The organism is Lysinibacillus sphaericus, assembly GCF_002982115.1.
Lineage (GTDB): Bacteria > Bacillota > Bacilli > Bacillales_A > Planococcaceae > Lysinibacillus > Lysinibacillus sphaericus.
Genome location: NZ_CP019980.1, coordinates 3488890 through 3508374 on the forward strand (window position 1 = coordinate 3488890; position 19485 = coordinate 3508374).

17 protein-coding genes are annotated in these 19485 nt (G+C 38.6%); all 17 read right to left on the reverse strand.

Translation table 11 applies throughout. The features are described from left to right. The 17 genes from mutS to LS41612_RS17400 all read right to left on the reverse strand — a co-directional run bounded on the left by mutS (nt 1) and on the right by LS41612_RS17400 (nt 19479). Nucleotides 1–2568: a DNA mismatch repair protein MutS gene (mutS, locus tag LS41612_RS17320; RefSeq protein ID WP_024361937.1), complete on the reverse strand. Its 2568-nt coding sequence runs from the start codon at nt 2566–2568 to the stop codon at nt 1–3. A 355-nt stretch (nt 2569–2923) separates the two neighbouring features. Further along, nucleotides 2924–3550, reverse strand: coding sequence for an outer spore coat protein CotE (cotE, locus tag LS41612_RS17325; RefSeq protein WP_172583015.1), 627 nt, complete (start codon nt 3548–3550; stop codon nt 2924–2926). A gap of 179 nt (nt 3551–3729) precedes the next feature. Beyond that, nucleotides 3730–4167 carry a YlbF/YmcA family competence regulator gene (locus LS41612_RS17330; protein ID WP_024361939.1) on the reverse strand — a complete coding sequence of 146 codons (438 nt, stop codon included), beginning with the start codon at nt 4165–4167 and terminating at the stop codon, nt 3730–3732. Next, a complete protein-coding gene (gene miaB, locus LS41612_RS17335; RefSeq protein ID WP_024361940.1) occupies nt 4168–5712 on the reverse strand; it encodes a tRNA (N6-isopentenyl adenosine(37)-C2)-methylthiotransferase MiaB in 1545 nt (514 codons plus the stop codon). A 230-nt stretch (nt 5713–5942) separates the two neighbouring features. Continuing rightward, a complete protein-coding gene (locus LS41612_RS17340; protein WP_024361941.1) occupies nt 5943–6956 on the reverse strand; it encodes a histidinol phosphate phosphatase domain-containing protein in 1014 nt (337 codons plus the stop codon). After that, complete coding sequence (locus LS41612_RS17345) at nt 6956–7738, reverse strand: DeoR/GlpR family DNA-binding transcription regulator (RefSeq protein ID WP_024361942.1); 783 nt, start codon at nt 7736–7738, stop codon at nt 6956–6958. Before LS41612_RS17345 ends, LS41612_RS17340 begins: the two co-directional genes overlap by 1 nt. After that, nucleotides 7735–8736: an ABC transporter ATP-binding protein gene (locus tag LS41612_RS17350; protein ID WP_024361943.1), complete on the reverse strand. Its 1002-nt coding sequence runs from the start codon at nt 8734–8736 to the stop codon at nt 7735–7737. The genes LS41612_RS17345 and LS41612_RS17350 overlap by 4 nt, the downstream gene beginning before the upstream one ends. Further along, a complete protein-coding gene (locus tag LS41612_RS17355) occupies nt 8733–9518 on the reverse strand; it encodes an ABC transporter permease (RefSeq protein ID WP_024361944.1) in 786 nt (261 codons plus the stop codon). The genes LS41612_RS17350 and LS41612_RS17355 overlap by 4 nt, the downstream gene beginning before the upstream one ends. Further along, nucleotides 9518–10348 carry an ABC transporter permease gene (locus tag LS41612_RS17360; RefSeq protein WP_370510656.1) on the reverse strand — a complete coding sequence of 277 codons (831 nt, stop codon included), beginning with the start codon at nt 10346–10348 and terminating at the stop codon, nt 9518–9520. The genes LS41612_RS17355 and LS41612_RS17360 overlap by 1 nt, the downstream gene beginning before the upstream one ends. A gap of 99 nt (nt 10349–10447) precedes the next feature. Beyond that, entirely contained in the window at nt 10448–11281 is an 834-nt protein-coding gene (locus LS41612_RS17365; RefSeq protein WP_024361946.1) for an alkaline phosphatase family protein, read from the reverse strand. Then, on the reverse strand, nt 11271–12359 hold the full coding sequence (locus tag LS41612_RS17370; protein WP_024361947.1) for an ABC transporter substrate-binding protein: 1089 nt from the start codon (nt 12357–12359) through the stop codon (nt 11271–11273). The genes LS41612_RS17365 and LS41612_RS17370 overlap by 11 nt, the downstream gene beginning before the upstream one ends. A gap of 255 nt (nt 12360–12614) precedes the next feature. Further along, nucleotides 12615–12989, reverse strand: a complete 375-nt coding sequence (locus LS41612_RS17375; RefSeq protein WP_227665416.1) for a 2-oxoglutarate ferredoxin oxidoreductase subunit beta — start codon at nt 12987–12989, stop codon at nt 12615–12617. A gap of 833 nt (nt 12990–13822) precedes the next feature. Beyond that, a complete protein-coding gene (locus LS41612_RS17380; protein ID WP_024361949.1) occupies nt 13823–14689 on the reverse strand; it encodes a 2-oxoacid:ferredoxin oxidoreductase subunit beta in 867 nt (288 codons plus the stop codon). Further along, complete coding sequence (locus tag LS41612_RS17385; RefSeq protein ID WP_024361950.1) at nt 14689–16428, reverse strand: 2-oxoacid:acceptor oxidoreductase subunit alpha; 1740 nt, start codon at nt 16426–16428, stop codon at nt 14689–14691. The genes LS41612_RS17380 and LS41612_RS17385 overlap by 1 nt, the downstream gene beginning before the upstream one ends. Nucleotides 16429–16865: 437 nt before the next feature. Then, nucleotides 16866–17132 carry a stage V sporulation protein S gene (locus tag LS41612_RS17390; protein ID WP_010858535.1) on the reverse strand — a complete coding sequence of 89 codons (267 nt, stop codon included), beginning with the start codon at nt 17130–17132 and terminating at the stop codon, nt 16866–16868. A gap of 230 nt (nt 17133–17362) precedes the next feature. After that, nucleotides 17363–18160, reverse strand: coding sequence for a TIGR00282 family metallophosphoesterase (locus LS41612_RS17395; RefSeq protein WP_024361951.1), 798 nt, complete (start codon nt 18158–18160; stop codon nt 17363–17365). A gap of 167 nt (nt 18161–18327) precedes the next feature. After that, complete coding sequence (locus LS41612_RS17400; RefSeq protein ID WP_233433807.1) at nt 18328–19479, reverse strand: acyltransferase family protein; 1152 nt, start codon at nt 19477–19479, stop codon at nt 18328–18330. Between the last annotated feature and the right edge of the window lie 6 nt (nt 19480–19485).

A 19485-nucleotide genomic window follows, 5' to 3' on the forward strand; every position in this document is an offset into this window, starting at 1 on the left:
TTATTTTTTAGCGTTGACTAATTGCTGTTGTAATTCGTATAAGATATTCATAGCCTGCATTGGTGAAGTACCAAGGATATTCACCTTCTCCAAGTTTCTCAATACTTCAGCCTCAGCTGAAGGCAACGGCTCTTGTTCCGTAAATAATGACATTTGCACGGGCTGTTCAACGACCTCTTGTGATACCGGTAATGCTTTTCCTGCTTCAAAGTTTTCGAGCAATATACGAGCTCTCGATAAAATTTCCTCTGGTAATTGTGCCAATTGCGCCACATGAATGCCATAAGACTTATCGGCCGCTCCCTTTTTCACCTTGTGTAAAAAGACAACCGTGCCATTCTTTTCAGTGGCAGAAACATGCACATTTTGTAATCGAGGTAAATCCTTTTCTAAAGCTGTCAATTCATGATAATGCGTCGAGAAAAGGGTATTGGCACCTATTTTGTCATGAATATATTCCATCATGGATTGCGCAAGACTCATTCCATCATACGTAGAAGTACCTCGACCAATTTCATCAAACAGCATTAAGCTATTTTCAGTGGCATGCATAATCGCATGCTGTGATTCTAGCATTTCTACCATAAATGTTGATTGTCCAGCAGCTAAATCATCTGCAGCTCCAATCCGTGTGAAAATTTGATCTGTAATTGGTAATCGTGCCTTTTCCGCTGGTACATAGCATCCCATTTGTGCCATTACAACAATCAGAGCAACTTGGCGCATATATGTACTTTTACCGGACATATTCGGCCCAGTAATGAGCATCATATTGTGATTTTCTTCAAGTACGCAATCATTCGGTACATACATTTGCTTATTGAGCATTTTCTCAACTACAGGGTGACGACCTTCAATAATTTCTAGCGCACGACCCGCGTGAAATTCTGGCTTTGTAAAACGATATTTTTCTGAGACGCTTGCAAAGCTAAGCAATACATCTAATTCACTTATACTCGCAGCTAGTGCTTGTACCCGTGGAATATATGATTTTAATTGTTCACGAATTTCAACGAAGAGGTTGTACTCTAAAGCTAAGCTTTCTTCCTCTGCATTCAAAATAAGTGCCTCTTTTTCTTTTAATTCCTGCGTAATGTAACGCTCTGCATTTGCAAGTGTTTGCTTCCGTTCATAGCGTGTTAAATCCGCCAAATGAATATTGGACTTTGTAATTTCTATATAGTAGCCAAAAATGCGGTTATAGCCAATTTTCAAGTTTTTAATGCCTGTTTTTGTACGTTCTTCCTGTTCTAACTGGGCAATCCAGTCCTTCCCATTGCGAGATGCATAGCGAAGTTCATCTAATCGTTCGTTATAACCATCACGAATCACATCGCCTTCTTTAATGGTAATCGGCGGATTATCTGTTATAGCACGCGCTAATAAAGCTTCAACGTCCGCACATGTATCGAGTGTTGCCCCTAGCTTTTGCAATGTTTCTTTTTGTGCTCCAATTAGCTGTTGTTGAATAATTGGAACTTGACGTAATGAATCACGAAGCTGTGCTAAGTCACGACCGCCTACATTACCGAAAGCTACACGACCCGCTAAACGTTCTAAATCATAGACTTGTTTTAAGGAAGATTGTAATTCTGATCTTACAAAATATTCTTCTAATAAATCACTGACCATTGCAAGTCTTGCCTCAATAGCTGAACGTGAGGCTAATGGTTGATGTAGCCATTGTTTCAGCTTGCGCCCCCCCATTGCAGTAACGGTGTCATCTAATAGCCATAACAACGTACCTTTTTGGTCGCCGCCACGAATGGATTGTATAAGCTCTAAATTTCGTTTCGAACTAGAGTCAATACGTAAATAGTTTTTCATTTCATTAAAGGTAAAGGCTTGAATATGCGAAAGTGACCGCATTTGTGTCTTATCTATATAATGAAGTAATCGCAGGCAGGCCACTTGTATAGTTGCTGGCACTGCTTCTAAATAGCTGGCTGCTTTGTCCATCGCCATTTCGTCTTCTTCAACGGATAGTACAATGCCGACATTGATTGCATGTTCTGCTAACAAAAGCTGTAAGCTCTCCGTCACGATTAATTCTCGAATACCATATGCCTGCATTTGCATAAGAAGGGCTTTCCCATCCCCCTCAATGGATGAGGCAATCGCTTCACCTGTAGATAAATCCAAGTAGGCATAGCCAAATGTAGTAGCATCCAGCTGTTCTGCTGCGCCAATGTAATGATTGCTTTTACCATCTAGCGCCTTCCCTTCCATAATGGTACCGGGAGTAATCAGTTGGACTACTTCACGTTTGACTACGCCCTTTGCTTGCTTTGGATCCTCTGTTTGCTCACAAATTGCAACTTTATAACCTTTTTGCACAAGTGTTTCTATATAATTTTTAGCCGAGTGATGTGGCACGCCACACATCGGAATACGCTCCTTGGCACCTGCATCTCGACTCGTTAATGTAATTTCTAATAGTTGTGATGCATTAATGGCATCTTCAAAAAACATTTCGTAAAAGTCACCTAATCTAAAAAATAAAAAAGCATCCTGATAATCTTCCTTGACTTGCAAATATTGTTGCATCATTGGTGTATAGGTTGTCATATATAAATTCCCTCGCTCTTGCACTAAAATCAAATATGCTTTGGCATATTTATGTCTAAATCATTTTATGTGTTGCCTCTATGTGCACACCCTTTTCGTTACTTCCTTCATTGTAATAGCGAACCTTGACGCATCAGTACGTCTTCTCCAGCGCTTATGCTTGGGGCTAAGTGTTTGTTTAGCAACGATCCTGTACGATTCAAAGTTTCACCCTCAACGATTTTCTTCAAAGACAAGTAGACGTCATCCTCTGATTGTTAGTTTTATTATAACAAAAGATACATGCGAAACGCTTATTTCACCTTTGTAAAGATGCTAGCATTTCGCATGTATCAAAAAAATATCATCTTGTGATTTATCTTGGTCGTTCATCAGGAAACGATGAGGACTCTAAAACAAACCTACCATCGCTGCTTGAGCTAGACGAACTAGAACTAGAACTAGACGAGGATGACGATGAAGATGAAGATGAGCTTTCGTCATTAAAGCTCCATTCCTCTTCGAAATCTAGCGGATGTACACTAATGCAAATTGTCATTTCACCCATTACTTCGACAATCGTCTCACGCTCTACTACAATTTCAAATTTCGTGCCACATGGAGAAATTATCGCTTCCATGCAATTTGGTTCTTGTATCACACGCACACGTACATCATCGCCAACTGTTACTTCGCCATCTCTAAAATGCAGCTTTACCTTATCTTTATAGTGAACCGTTTCTGAAAACACTGCTGTTTTCGAATGATTACTATAAGCATACCATACATTAACATCAAACTTTCCTGACACTTCTACAAATTTACCGACTTTTTTTGCTGAACAAGTATGGTTGATTACCCAGCAACCGAGAATGCTCGTCGGTTTATTTGTTGGACATAACGTTACACGTTCTTCTGTTCTCTTCTTCCCTTTGGCAACTACTGCTTTCGTCACGATTTGTCGTAAACGTTTCAGCGCAATTCCTCCTTCGACTCTTTTCACTCCATCATATGCAGGTAGCGCCCATTGGGTGAACAGATTTCATAGAATCTAATTGATTTACTTTCTACAATTTTTTATTCAACAGCGGTCACAGAGGCTCTAATTCAGTGTAGATTCCCTTCTAAATTTCGGCATAAAAATAGCCCGAATGCTGTCATTCGAGCTGTTTCTTCTATTATTTATGAGCAACTACCTGGCTGTGTATTTTGTACATACGAACCCGTTTCACCACGTAACACATCGCCACCTGTAGAACGTACAATTTCGTTTGTCACATTGTTAGCAATTGTATTTGATACTAATTGTAATAAGTCGTTGACATCGCCTTGTGATTCTTTAAATTGCTGCACAACAGGAATAGCATTAATTTCTTCTTCAATTTTTGCAATTTTGTCTTCAATCATTTTTAACGCTTTTTCTTTACCTAGGTGTTGAAAGTTTACTGCTTGCTTTTGTAAGCTTTTTAAACTTGCAATACGTTCACGAACAAGTTGGTTTTCATTAATTTGTGCTTCCGCTTTTTTGAAAAACTCAACTTCTGGTGTATTGGCAATCATATGCGCAATTTCATGGGATTTCTTAATTAAATCTTCTTTTGTATACAATACTTGAGTCATTTACGCTTCCACCTTTTCATTTTTTACTACTTCCACAAATTCACCAGTTAATGAATAAGAAGTAGCCTCTATTATTTTTACTTTCACTAACTGACCAATCAACTCTGAAGGTGCTTTAAAATTCACGAGACGATTTTTACGCGTATAGCCAGCAAGCACATCATCACGACGTTTACTTGTTCCTTCTACTAACACTTCAACCACTTCGCCCATCAAGCCTTCTAGCGCTTTTCTAGAATATTCTTGTACGACAGCATTTAAACGATGTAGACGTTCCTTTTTCACCTCTTCAGGTACATTATCAACCATTTTAGCGGCTGGCGTTCCTTCACGAGGAGAGTAAATATACGTAAAGGCCATATCAAAGCCTACTTCACGATATAAAGATAACGTCTCTTCGAATTGCTCTTCCGTTTCGTTTGGGTAACCAACAATAATATCCGTTGTTAATGTAACACCTGGGATAGCGGCTTTAATCTTATCTACTAAGCTAAGGAAATGCTCACGACTATATTTGCGCGCCATAATTTTTAATACGTCATTTGAGCCTGATTGTACCGGTAAGTGAATGTGTTCAACTAAATTGCCACCTTTCGCCAATACCTCGATTAAATGATCATCAAAATCACGCGGGTGACTTGTTGTAAAGCGAATACGTGGAATATCTATTTTTCGCAATTCATTCATTAAATCACCAAGTCGATAATCCATGTCCTCAAAATCTTTGCCGTAAGCGTTGACATTTTGCCCTAATAGCATGATTTCTTTATAGCCTGCAGCAGCTAGCTCACGCACTTCTGCTATGATTTCCTCTGGACGGCGACTACGTTCTTTACCACGTGTATAAGGTACAATGCAGTACGTACAAAACTTGTCACAGCCATACATAATATTGACCCAAGCTTTTATGGAACCTAGACGTTTTTTCGGCAAGTTTTCAATAACGTCGCCCTCTTTCGACCAAACCTCCACAACCATTTCTTTCGACATATACGCTTCTTTTAAAATATTTGGTAGGCGATGAATATTGTGCGTACCAAATACCATATCGACGTGTGGATACGTTTTTAAAATTTTATTGACTACGGATTCTTCCTGTGACATACAACCACAGACGCCAATTAACATTTCTGGATTTTTACGTTTATATTTTAGCAGGAAACCAAGCTCTCCAAATACTTTGTTTTCTGCATTTTCACGAATCGCACATGTATTCAGTAACACCACATCTGCTTCTTCGATAATGTCAGTTGAAGTATAGCCAAGTTGCATAAAAATACCAGCCATTACTTCTGTATCATGCTCATTCATCTGACAGCCGTACGTACGGATATAAAACGTCCGCCCTTCACCCATGCCAGCGAATTGTTCAGCAATTTGGAAGTCTTTATGATATTTCACTTCTTCTTTGCCACGTTTTTTTGCATCTTTTAATGAAGGTGCCGTAAAGACCTTCTCAAAATATTTACTATAATCCTTTTCAGGCTTGTCTTCTTTTTTTGGTTGATTGACTTGTTGACTTGTTAAGCGTTGTTCCTCATTCATTGCAGGTCAGGTAACTCCTTTCAAACGAAATCCGTGCATTCGAATTCCCATTTTACTATTATACTGAATGATTACTACTTCCTACAAGGTTTGCGTACTAAATGTCGTGGTTTTGACTTAAATACACTTTCTTAGCCAGAAGAATTCGACATTTCCTCTTTTGTAAAATCTAGTTGCCACTGCTTGCAACAGAAAAAATCACCGATGACAAGTATCAACGGTGATCTTCGTTAAAGCTCGAGATATTTCTTGGTGCGTTGTTGGAAGCCCAAAAGCTTTTTGACACCCAAAGTTTTTAGCCAATCTGTATTGGCAAATGTATAGTTTCCTAAATCATCTGGGAAGTGGGCGTCTGAAGATACGGTAAACTCGACACCTCGTTTCACGAGAACTTGCAAAAATAGTGGACCGGGGCACATTTCTTTAACGGGATAGCGATAATATAATCCTGCGTTTATTTCTGTAGCGGTTTGTGTTGTGACAAGCGCCTGTGCAATCTGTTCATACCATAAAAGATTAAACGCCTCATCCTGCACATGATAATTAAAGACTTTAAAATTATCCAAATGAGCTACAAAATCAAACATATTAGACTGAATCATTTGCACAACAGTGTTATAAAACTGTGTATACGTCATCTGTAAAGTTGGCTGGTCCATCTTTTTAAATAGATGCTCCGTTTGTGGATTATCAAAACCCCAGCCATCTATAAAATGAACCGAGCCAATTACATAATCCCACGGATGCCCTTGTAGGAGCGCAGTCAATTCTTCTTCACCGCCTACAAAATAATCCGCTTCAATCCCTAATCTTAACTCAACACCGTGCTGACGCCATTTGTCCTTTGCCTTGTCAATTGCCTTTACGAAATCGTCCATACTTTCTGTCATCACACTATTTAGCCAGTATCGTTGGAGTTGACCGATTTCTGTTGATTCATCCAATTGCATATAACGCTCAAAATAGGGGCGCGTTTCCTTAAACCGATACAAATGATCCACAATGCCTACCTCTCGTAAACCAAGTTGCTTTGCCCGTTGTAAATACAAATCGAGCCATTCTTCACTATAACAGCCATTATGCAATCTTTTAGCAAGCGTTGCCACTTGCCACTCCATTAAAGCTTTCGAGCCATTGTCAACATTTTTTAGGTCATGAAAATTGGCTATAGCTTGTGAAGTTCGCTCCAACCAACGAAAAGAATAAGGACCCTCCTCTAAATGTACATGATAATCAATTGTCATCAACTCTTCCCTCCACTACATACTGTCCATTGTTCTTCGTACGCTTGCCATTCCTCAGGACAAGCCATATCACACATGATTTCCGTACATTGTGCCAAATCACAAATTTGATAAAATGATTTGCCATTAAGCTTTGATGCATCCGCTAGTAATATACAATTCTTACTTTGTTGGAGCATTTTTTGGGAAATCAAGGATTCATCTAAATCATAATCATAGACAATGCCATCCTGGATGCCCCCGCATGATAAAAATGCCTTATCAAAGTTCATATGACTTAACCATTCCAACGTCATCGCACCCGCAACTGAAGCTTGCCTTGGATTTGTTGTACCGCCTAGTAAAATAACTTTCCCTGTCATCCGTCTTTCTTCAATGGCGAGATTAAACTGTGCGGCGGCGGCAATAGAATTAGTGACAACCGTAATATCATCAACTGCCATTAAGTAATCCGCTATATGGACTGTTGTCGTCCCTGTATCAACGGCAATCGTATCTCCATCACAGATACGCTGAGCAGCCTGACGTGCAATAGCACATTTCGCCTCTTTATGCATTTGCAGTTTTCGCAAAAATGCTGGCTCCGTTCGAACGTTGGTATATTTGATTGCCCCTCCATGCACTCGGGTCAATAAATGCTGTTGTTCTAGCTCATCCAAATCTCGACGAACTGTTTCAGGTGCTACGAGCAGTGTCTCAGCAATATTCGCTACAATAATTTTGCCATCAAGCTCTAACTGCTTTAAAATAAATTCAAAACGTTCAATTTTTGCATATGTCATGACAGTGCAATCACATCTTCCTTCGCTACATAACAGTTGTAGTTTTTACCCAATTCAAGCGTATGCCCACGTTGATGTAACTGCTCCATTGTAAACATACAGTCACCTTCAAGCGTTGTACGGATAATATTGCCACTCATGAGTGACTGTGTCGCTACACCGCGAAGGCAAAGGTCACCTTCCATCATCTCTAAATGAAGAGCTTCTGGTCGTATGGCAAACTTGTTATTATCCCCAGGTAATTTTTCTCCAATCATTGTCTCTAACACTTGTCTAGGAATAACATTATAATGACCAATGAAATTGGCGATAAATTCACTTTGTGGATTTGTATAAATCTCTGTCGGTGTACCATATTGCGCAATTTGCCCATTACTCATCACAAATATTTTGTCTGACACAGCCATAGCTTCATCTTGATCATGTGTTACTAAAATCATCGTCATGCCAAGCTTGCGTTGTATTGCCCGTAAATCGGTCTGCAATTTTTTTCGTATTTGGGCATCAAGTGCACTAAGAGGTTCATCTAAAAGCAATACTTTCGGTCGCACAATAAGCGCACGTGCAAGCGCTACACGTTGCTGTTGCCCGCCGGATAACTCCTTTGGATAAGCATTCGCTTTTTCTGTCAAATGGACGATATGGAGCATTTCTTGTACACGTTGTTCTAGCTCTGTATTATTAACTTTTTGCATCCGCAAACCAAATGCTATATTTTCTTTAACAGTCATATTGGGAAATAGCGCATAAGATTGAAAAACCATGCCCACTTGGCGCTCTTTCGGTTGGACACCATTCATGTTTTGTCCTTCCAATTGAATTTCTCCTGCTGTAGCATTTGTTAAGCCCGCAATAATACGCAAAATGGTACTTTTCCCACAGCCACTCGGCCCTAAAAGCGTAATTAATTGACCTTTTTCAATTGTCATATTGATATTGGATAAGACAGTTGTTTGGTCATATTTTTTATGAAGTCCTTCAATCACAATATAGCTCATAAATTCGTCGCACCTTTCGAACGTTTCGTTAATATCGCAATAGCGAACGTTAATAAGCCCATCAGAACGATATAAATAAAGACAACTGCGCTAGCAATATGACCGCTCGTACTTAGCTTTTTCATTAAATAAATTTGTACCGTTTCAAAGCGTGAGCCGACGACTAAGTTAATAAGTACAAATTCTCCAAATAGTACGGAAAACGATAATAATGCACCTGCAAACAAGCCTGGATAAACGGTAGGCAACAGTATTTTCGTAAATGCCTGTGTTTTCGTTGCGCCTAATAATTGCGCAGCATCCAATAGCTGTCTTGCATCTACATTACGCAAGCTATTGCGCGTGCCTTGATAAATATAGGGCAAAATACCGATTACATAGGCACCCAATACGACCAAGATCATGGGTACACCTATTGTTGAATACACCCGAATCAAGCCAACAGCTAAAATAATCCCTGGAAATGAATAGACCATTACAACGGCAACTTGAATCCATTTCTCATACTTTGGAAAATACAAAACGATGACAAAAATTGCAGGGACAATAACGATTAGTGCGATGATAACTGCCCCTCCCGCAAGGAGGACAGAGCGGCCAAATGCTTGCATAAATGCCGTATCTTGAAACAGTGTAGCCAGCCACTTGAATGTTAGCCCCTCGGGAAAAATACTTTTATGCCACTTTGACGAAAAAGCATACAGCATTGTCGCTACAATCGGTAATAGCAAATACAACATTAAAAAGAGGAAAATGATATTAGCTAAACTTCTTTTTTTCACTATAATTTCCCCCTCGTCTTTTTAATGCTCCATTCACTTATCAGCATGGCAGTTACCATTGTTACCGCTAGCAATACAGCAATCGCACTTGCCAACTCGGGTTGTGCAAATATATCTCCTTTAATGAGTGCTCCAATACGAATGGCCACTAAATTGTAATTACTATTTGTCAAAGCGTAAGCAGATGCATAGGCACCCATTGCATTGGCAAACAACACACTAAAGGTTCCAACAATCCCTGGTAACATAACAGGTATCCCTACCTTCAGCCAAAACTGTAAAGTAGAAGCTCCTAAAAGAGCGGCTGCTTCCTTCCATTGCTGCTGAATACCATCATAAATTGGATACAATAGCATCAATGCTAATGGCAGTTGAAAATAAATATAAATGAGTAATAGACCACTCCAGCTATAAAGGGAAAATGACGATAAAGCGCCAATTTCCCACTTATCAAATAGCAAAGTAAATAATCCACTATTCCCAAGCAATACAATAAACGCAAAAGCTAAAGGAATACCTGAAAAATTTGATGTTAAATTGGTAAGTATTAAAATTTTCTCCCGTACCGGCTGTGAAAAGTGCGTAATGGCATACACTGCAAACAATGTAACGACGAGCGCAATCACAGCCGAAATAACGGATAATGTCAAACTATTTTTAAAACCTTGTAAAATATACGTATTCGTTAAGACAGATTTGTATTGTGCTAACGTAAATCCTTCGCTATTACTAAAGCTCGTTATCAGCATATACAGTAAAGGCACAAGGAAAAATAACAGAACAAGTAATAAGAAAGGTGTAAGCCAGGCAAACGATTGCCGCTTAGAAATCAAAACAATCACTACTTTCTAACTTAAAGATTTTGTTGCTCTTCGGCTTTCAAATTTATAATGAAAATTGTTCAAAATTCCCTGATATTATTCAATGTTTTATTTTACTGTCTGAACTCCCTCTAATAGTAATGGCACCATTTCCTCTGAAGGCGCTATATTTAGCAGGTGACAGCAAAGAGGTGCTACTTGTAGCTGGGATACTACACCGTCTTTTATACCTGCTTTCACTGTTTGAGAGATGACAAACATCGGTACATGTCGATCCTCCATCGTTGTCCCACCATGATTACCATCACTTGTCATCCCATGATCTGCTGTCACAATGACATCATATCCTTGCGCCATGCATTTGGGTATAAACAACGACAATAGGGCATCCACAGCTAATACACGATTACGATATTGCGCTGAATTTGCTGTAAATTTATGCCCGTCATCATCTACATTCATCGGATGAATATATAAGAAATCTGGTTGTTTTTGGTCCATTAACCATGCGGCATCTGCAAACAAATGGCTATCAGGATAATGATCCTCAAAGTAAAACAAGCCATTTTCAATCGGTAGCTGTTTATCGAATTGTAAACGATCTTCCATATGTTGAAAGGGTGCACGATTATAAAGTTCACTTACCCAATAATAGGCAGCCGCTGCAGTCGATAAACCATTGGACTGTGCTAAATGGAATAAACTATTTTGTGTTGATAAGCGCACCGTCATATTACTCGTGACGCCATGAACAATTGGTGGAGTGCCCGTTAAAATCGTTTCATATAATGGTCTCGATAGTGATGGTACTTCCGAACGTACTTCAAAACGCGAGGCCATCTTGCGTTCTACTAAATGTTGCATAAAGCCCATATGTGTACAGGCAGTATCAAAACGAAGTGCATCAACAACAATGAGGACAACTTTGTTATTATTTGGCATGGATTAATACCTGCTCTTGATACATTTGTGGAATTTGCTTTGTTGTTTCCTCCCACTGCTTTTGGTCGCTAACAGGTTGCGCATTTTTATACATATCTGCTGGTAATAATAAATCCTTTACTTCTTGAGGTAATTGCACATTTTCACGAATTGGTCGGGCATAACCCTTTGCTAAGTTCTCCTGTCCTGCATCCGATAAAATATATTCTCGTGTTAACATTGCAGCATGTGGATTTTTTGCATATTTATTAATAACAGTTGCGTAGCCTGATGTGACAGAGCCTTCCGATGGGATGACTACATCAAAACGTTGCTCATCGATTTGATGACGATAACCTAGTGCATTGAAATCCCATAAAATTGCAACATCAATCTCTCCTTTTTCTAAATTAGCGACTGTTGGATCACCTTGTAGGCGTCCTTGTTTTGCTAATTCCGCAAAAAAGTCGATACCCGGCTGAATATTGGATTCATCTCCACCGAAAGCCATTGCTGCAGCTAATATCGCAAATTGTGCTTGGTTTGCAGTTAATGCATCTCCAATGCTGACATGATAGTCGCCATTTTTAAGATCTTCCCAAGACGTTGGGGGATTTTTCACATTGTTTTTATCTGTTAGAAATGCAATTGTCCCTGTATAACCAACAATCCAATGGCCCTCTTCATCTTTTGCCCAGTCAGGAATATCATCCCAATAGGAAGTTTTGTATGGCAATGTTAGACCTTTATCTTTAGCGATTGGACCAAAGGCAATTCCTACGTCGCCAATATCGGCTGTTGCATCGTCTTTTTCTGCTTCAAACTTCGCTAATTCCTCTGCACTCGACATATCTGTGTCCTGATGTTTGAGAGTGTACTCTGTTTCAAGCTCTTGCCATGTCTCTACCCAGTTTGCCCATGTGTCCGGCATACCGACTGAATTGACAGTACCTTCTTGTTTTGCCTTTTCTGTAATTTCATCAAGCGTTAAATCACTTTTGATGTCATTTGCATTAGACGAACTGTCAGAACATGCTGCTAACATAGAAATTGCTAATACACCAACTAAACTTTTCTTCCATAGCTTTTGAATTGCCATGAGTTGGACCCTCCATTTGTTTATGTTTATTTTTATTTGCTTACAACAGTAATCTTATAAAACAAACATTAAGCAAGTATGGATGGATTTAAAATATTTAGTAAAAAATATTGATTGTTTATAAATTTATGTGAAGTTTTTTAAGTCGTAGGGGAGTTATATAAAAGATGCTATTCTATCAAGAAGATAAGGAGGAATCCAGTTACGTATGCGCACGTTTGTTTAGTTTTCAGACGTGCACACACCCTAGATGAATCAAGAAAGTCCTAGAAAATCTGCATATGTATGCGGTTCATTTTCCTTTAAAATCGTTAAAAATGTAAAAGCAAGTTGAACAACTGACCACCATTTCATATTATAGGCCATTTCAAAACGGACAGGTTCTAATGTAAAAACGTCCTGAAAAATATGTAGCGGCTCAATTTGTTCATCCTTTAATATAGATAGAAAACCTAAAAACAATGTATGATCTTTCACTTCAATCATTTTCCCATCAACGAGTGCATCGATATTTTCTGGCTGGTGAAATTTACAATGTGTTGCAACATAGCGTTCTAAATCTTGCGCACGTTGTCGTTCTTCTCGTTCCTTTTTTTTCGCAATAAAATCAATGATATTATTCACGAACATCGCCTCTTTTTTTCTTTTATTGTATCATTTTTTCATTTAATTTTACCCGCACACACCCCCTATTAATCATTGGATGGATTTCTACTATTAAAAATTGGGTTGCAGATACTTGATGAAACATTGTAAGAATCTGTTGATTTTCGTTGCAGGCCCTTCCTTTCTACGGGCAATCGTGCAGCCCTGCAGTGGTGAGCAATGGATAAAGTGACACGTCATATATGTTCTATATTTCCTAAAAACTAAAGGTTATAGATGTGAATTGATTGATAACCATCATAGATATATTATTAAAAATATTAGTTTTAAAGTTTGATTAACTTGTTGTGTATTTATTTTTTGTAACTAAATAATTTCATGAGAGGAATGATTATAATATGAAGATTTACATATTTATTCTTATGACAGTTGCAATATTATTTAGTTGGTTCAAATATAGAAAAGAAGTGAAAATAGCGAAAAATAAAGAAGAAATTAGAAATGCTTTAGTGCGATTCATGCTGATATTGATTTTATTTTTAATTTTTATAGCAAGTGTTGTTTTGTAAGGTTTAAACATGTAGGAGAGAGGTAACTCTACCCAAACATGCAACTATATTAGGTATACCAATAAAATAAATAGCTTAACGGTTGAAGATTGAGGATTAGTGGACATCACATCCACTTTCCCGCCGAAAATTGTTTGAGTGCCTGGCACCTCCCTCAGAAATTCAGAATTGTTTGGGTGCCTGACACTCAAACAAAAAGACAGAAGGCGTTAAGATATTCCATCTTAATTGCCTTCTGTCTTCATTTTGAAAGCCTCAATCGAGCATAGTGGCTTTCAATGTTTTTATTTACATAAACTCCTGCACAAGTGCATCGAATTCATTTTCGCTCATTTTAATGTCAATATCCGTTAATGGCAACTCAGCGTAGCCAGGTACTTTTTCTTGATAAGAAGTTGTTTCTTTATCTTGATAAATAATACCTGTTACTAAGCCTTCATGCTCCATTACTGTGCGCATTGCCATGCCACGGTCAGCATTATCATAACCTTCAATATCAGCTAGCTTTGTTAAGTTTTCTTTAAACCAATCGTACGTATTCACTTTGTTGTAAGTAACACATGGTGAAAATACGTTGATGAAAGAAAAGCCTTTATGGTTAATGCCCGCTTCAATTATAGCTGTTAATTCTTTAATATCCGTAGAGAAGCCTTGAGCCACAAACGTTGCACCACTTGTTAAAGCTACTTCCAATGGTTTTAATGATGGCTCAATTGCACCACCTGGCGTTGATTTTGTAATAAATCCAGCAGCCGAGCGTGGAGATGTTTGCCCTTTTGTTAAACCGTAAATTTGGTTATCCATCACAACGTATGTGATATCGATGTTACGACGGATGGCATGAATGGTATGACCCATACCAATCGCAAAACCATCTCCGTCACCACCGGAGGCAATGACGTTTAAATCACGATTGGCCATTTTCAAGCCTTGTGCAATTGGTAATGCACGACCATGAATACCGTGGAAACCATATGAATTAATGTAACCTGAAATACGACCTGAACAGCCGATTCCAGAAATAACAGCTAGCTCGTTTGGTTCAATGCCTACATTTGCTGCTGCGCGTTGAATCGCAGCCTGCACAGAGAAGTCGCCACATCCTGGGCACCAGTTCGGTTTCACTGTATTACGAAAATCCTTAAATGTTGCCATTAGCGAGTCAACTCCTTCACTCTATTTTCTAGTTCACCTGGTAAAAATGGTGTACCGTTATATTTTGTAATCATCTCAATTTTATCGTGACCACCAATATTCATTTTCATAATATTAGCTAATTGACCTGTGTAGTTGTTTTCCACAACGATTACTTTTTTCGCTTTCGCTACAAGAGGTGCCATCTCAGCAGAAGGGAATGGGTGAATTAAACGGATATGCGCGTGGTTCACCTTCATGCCTTGTGCGTTTAAACGCTCTTGTACTTCTTCAATCGCTCCACGTGTTGAGTTAAAGCCTACTAATAAAACATCCGCTTCTTCATGTGGTGCATTTTTGTAAACTGGTGTATCAAACTTCAGGGCTTCTAGCTTGCGGAAGCGTTTGTCCATTTGTGCACGACGATTGCCCGTTGCTTCAGATGGTTTCCCTGTTTCATCGTGCTCAACACCAGTAACATGGTGGATACCATTTAAGTGACCTGGTAACACACGCGGCGAAATACCGTCTTCTGTATCTTCATAACGTTTGAAGTAAGCTTTATCAGCTGAAGCTTCAATATCATCTGTGACAATTTTACCGCGGCGAATTTCAATTTTATTGTAATCGAATGGTTCAACCGTTTGTTTACCAAGTGATAATTGTAAATCTGTCATTAAAATAACTGGCAATTGTAATTCCTCTGCAATATTAAACGCTTGAATAGTATCAAAGAATGCTTCTTCCATTGTAGAAGGTGCAATCACCACTTTTGGAATTTCACCATGCGTACCATAAAGCATTGCCATTAAATCAGATTGCTCTTGTTTCGTTGGTAAGCCAGTAGATGGGCCCCCACGTTGTGTATCGATCACCACTAGAGGTTGCTCAGTCATACCTGAAAGACCGATTGCTTCCATCATAAGTGAAAGACCAGGACCTGCTGACGCTGTAAATGAACGGACACCACCGAAGTTTGCCCCAATCGCCATCGTCGCTGCAGCAATCTCATCTTCTGTTTGAATCACAGCGCCACCGAATTTTGGCAATTTTTTAATAAGGTATTCCATAATTTCAGAGGCAGGTGTAATTGGATAAGCTGCCATAAAACGAGTACCCGCAGCTAATGCCCCAAGTGCTACTGCATCATTACCGATCATAAACATACGGCGTTTACCATCAGCTGGCGCTAATGCCCACTCACCAACGCGATCGCCTAATAATTCATTCATCATGTCATGACCGCGCGCAATGGCCTCCATGTTTTTTTGAACAACCTCTTCACCTTTTTTACCGAAGATGTCATCCACAACATTTTGGAACACAGCGTCTTCTAAGTTTAGAAGTGAAGCAGTAGCTCCAATAGCAACCATGTTTTTCATTAACGTTGTACCTAGTTCAGCTGCCACTTCTGTGAATGGTACAGCAAATAATGGCGCTTTTGAATCCTCTGGCTTTACAGGTTCAAATTTTGCATCGGCTAAAATAATCCCTTTTTCTGTTAATTCTTTATAATTGACGTCGATTGTTTCTTGATCGAACGCCACTAAAATATCTAAATCATCCGCAATGGAACGTACTTCTGTTGGACGAACTGTAATTTTATTATTAGTGTGGCCACCTTTTATACGAGAAGAGAAGTGACGATAACCGTATAGGAAATAACCTAGACGATTCATTGCCATCGAGAAAATCTCACCTGTACTCTCAATCCCTTCACCCTGTTGCCCACCGACTTTCCACGAAAGCTGATGTAACATCTCAACAACTCCTTAAATCCAATGTATACTATTATTTTTTTCCTTCATAAGTTTAACACGAAGAAACGGTCTACACTATTGTTATTCAATGAATTAGACGAAATTCAGACCTTTGACTGAAAATGCTGTTCAAAAAATTGTAATTTTCAATCAATTAAGTATAAAAAATTAACTCACTAATTTCAAGTGCTAAATAATTGTATAAATTGCATGAGTGACTGGCACGTAAAAAAAATCCACTTCGCTTTTTGCGGGCACGACACAAGCCGCAACCCTCAATTTTACGAGGCTTGTACGTTGTGTGTATCCCACAGGAGCATTCGTGGATTTTTACTTTATTCGCCCTACTGACAGAGCGATAAATATTCAGAATTGTTTCGGTGACTGGCACTAATAATCGGTGGGGGTTTCCCCCCACCGATTAAAGTTCTACTTTATTATCGAACACGTTTTTCTACTAGCAGCTTTAAGGCTGTACGTTCTTCGCCTGCAATCAAAATATCGGCAAACGCCGGAGCGCAAATTAAATCTGTGCCACTTGGCGCTACAAATCCGCGTGCAATGGCCACTGCTTTTACGGCTTGGTTAAGTGCACCTGCCCCAACTGCCTGCATTTCTGCTTGCCCTTTTTCTCTTATTACCGCGACTAATGCACCTGCAACTGAATTTGGATTAGAGCGTGACGATACTTTTAATGAATCCACAATTATTCCTCCCCGTTTCGCGAATAGTGTTTACGCTCAACAACTCATGTCCCCCTTTTTGGTCCCCAAGTTATTGTCCGTAGCTCATTTTATGCTCGGCAATATGAAAATAGACTATTTTTCAATTCTTATATATTGTAAAGCCTTAAAAAACGAGTTATTTTCTTTCGTTAAATTAGCTCGACACAACAAAAAAACTACTGCACATGAAAAATGCACAGTAGTTGATCTTACGCCTGAAACGGATAGTCCTCATTAATATAAATTCTTTCACAACGCAATGCCTTTCCTGTCTTGTCATCAATCTCAACAAAAAAGCCACTTAACACATCACGACCCTTTTTCGGTACTTCAAAACGAGACGGCATATTTGTTTGGAACTTGTAAATTACACTTTCCTTTGTCATGCCTAAAATTTCATCATACGGGCCAGTCATACCTACGTCTGTAATATAAGCAGTACCGTTAGGATAAATGCGTGCATCTGCTGTTTGCACATGCGTATGCGTTCCAACGACTGCCGATGCCTTACCATCCAAGTGCCATCCAAGCGCTATTTTTTCGCTTGTCGCTTCTGCGTGGAAATCCACAAATACAAGCGGTGACGTTTTACGAGCTTCTTCAATCAATTGTTCAGCCATTGCAAACGGATCTTCATGCGGTGGCAAAAATACACGACCGTGTAAATTAATAACCGATAATGTAACGCCATTTTTCGCAATTTGCACCATGCCCTTACCCGGTGCCTCAGACGAAAAGTTCGCAGGTCGAATTAAATAATCAGCATCATCAATAAAATCAAAAATATCTTTATTATCCCAAGTGTGGTTACCCATAGTAATAACATCTACACCCATTTGTAATAAATCATTATAAATATTACGTGTAATCCCACGACCTGCTGCTGCATTTTCACCATTTGCAATGACAACATCTGGACTAAACTTCTTTTTTAATCGTGGTAAATATTTTTCTACCGCATCTCGGCCAATTGAACCGACGATATCTCCAATAAAAATTACTTTCATTTTACAAAACCACTCTTTCTATCAATAACACTCATTAGAGTTTACCATTTTTTCTTCATCAATCGCAAAATATAAAGAAAAACCATCACTAAATTATATCCCTTGTTTGCATTCGCTTGCTTTGATTTCTCTTTTCAGCTTAAAGCATCTTATCCAACTGACATTCATTAACGTTGATGAAGTACCTGTTTTGTTTTACCAGCAGTTTTTTTGTCGTTGGCTAAGCTTTCTTCCGCATGTACTTGCCCTACTAAATAAGGACCAAACCGCCATTTATTCAGTAAATACGTAGCACAGATAGAACATATCGTGCTGCATAAAAATGTAGTGATAATAACAGTAAATACACTTACATCATCTATAAATTTTATAAAAATAGTTTTTAGTAAAATAATAAAAAGAGGATGTAGTAAATAAATCCCAAATGAGTAACGGCTAATAAAAATAACAAACTTAGGCATGTGCCTTACTTTATTTGCAATATAGAACAATAGAAAGGCTACGCTCAATGTATAGGGGATTACATCAATCCTCTTGGAGTGAACTTCAGTAATCAAGCCAGACCATTGACTGGCGAGTAATATACCGAGTGTAAGTATACCTACACTCGGTAGGAAATAACGCAATCGCTGGAGTATCAATAAAAACTGCTCATAGTTTTTACCGCAATAATAAGCTACGACAAAATAGGCAATCCAAGCAGGAAATGGCATCTTATTTAACACATTCCATTCCACTTCTAGATAAGGAAGGAACGATAAATACCGAAAAGGATCGAAAAAATTAAAGACTGCAAGGTAAGAAAAATTAACAAGACATGCCGTCATAATCACTTGGTAAGCACGGTATTTGGATACAACAAATTTCACAAATAATGGATGTAAAAAATAAAACTGAAAGACGATCACGATAAAATACCCGTGGAAATCACCTTCAAAAAAATTTAAAATAATCTTCTTATCAAATTCAACATTAGTCATGCTTATTGAATGAAAAGCCGCATCCAAAAAACCGATAAAAATAAACGGAAGAAAAATATAGTTAAAACGTTTTTTATAAAATTTTTTTGGCAGTTGATGTGGATAGGAATAAGCAATAACAAACTCCGAAATAAAAATAAAGACAGGTGTTCCAAACATCAATGCTAATTGAATAGATGTTAGTACAATATATATTGTATTTTTCTCTATATCGAACAAGTCCAACCCTAAAGTGACACTATGCATTAAAACAATTCCTAAACAGGCGACAAACCTTAGTAAAAATATTTCCTTCACAACTGGCTTCATTTTTCCACCTGCCATTTCTAAGCAATCCATCTATTT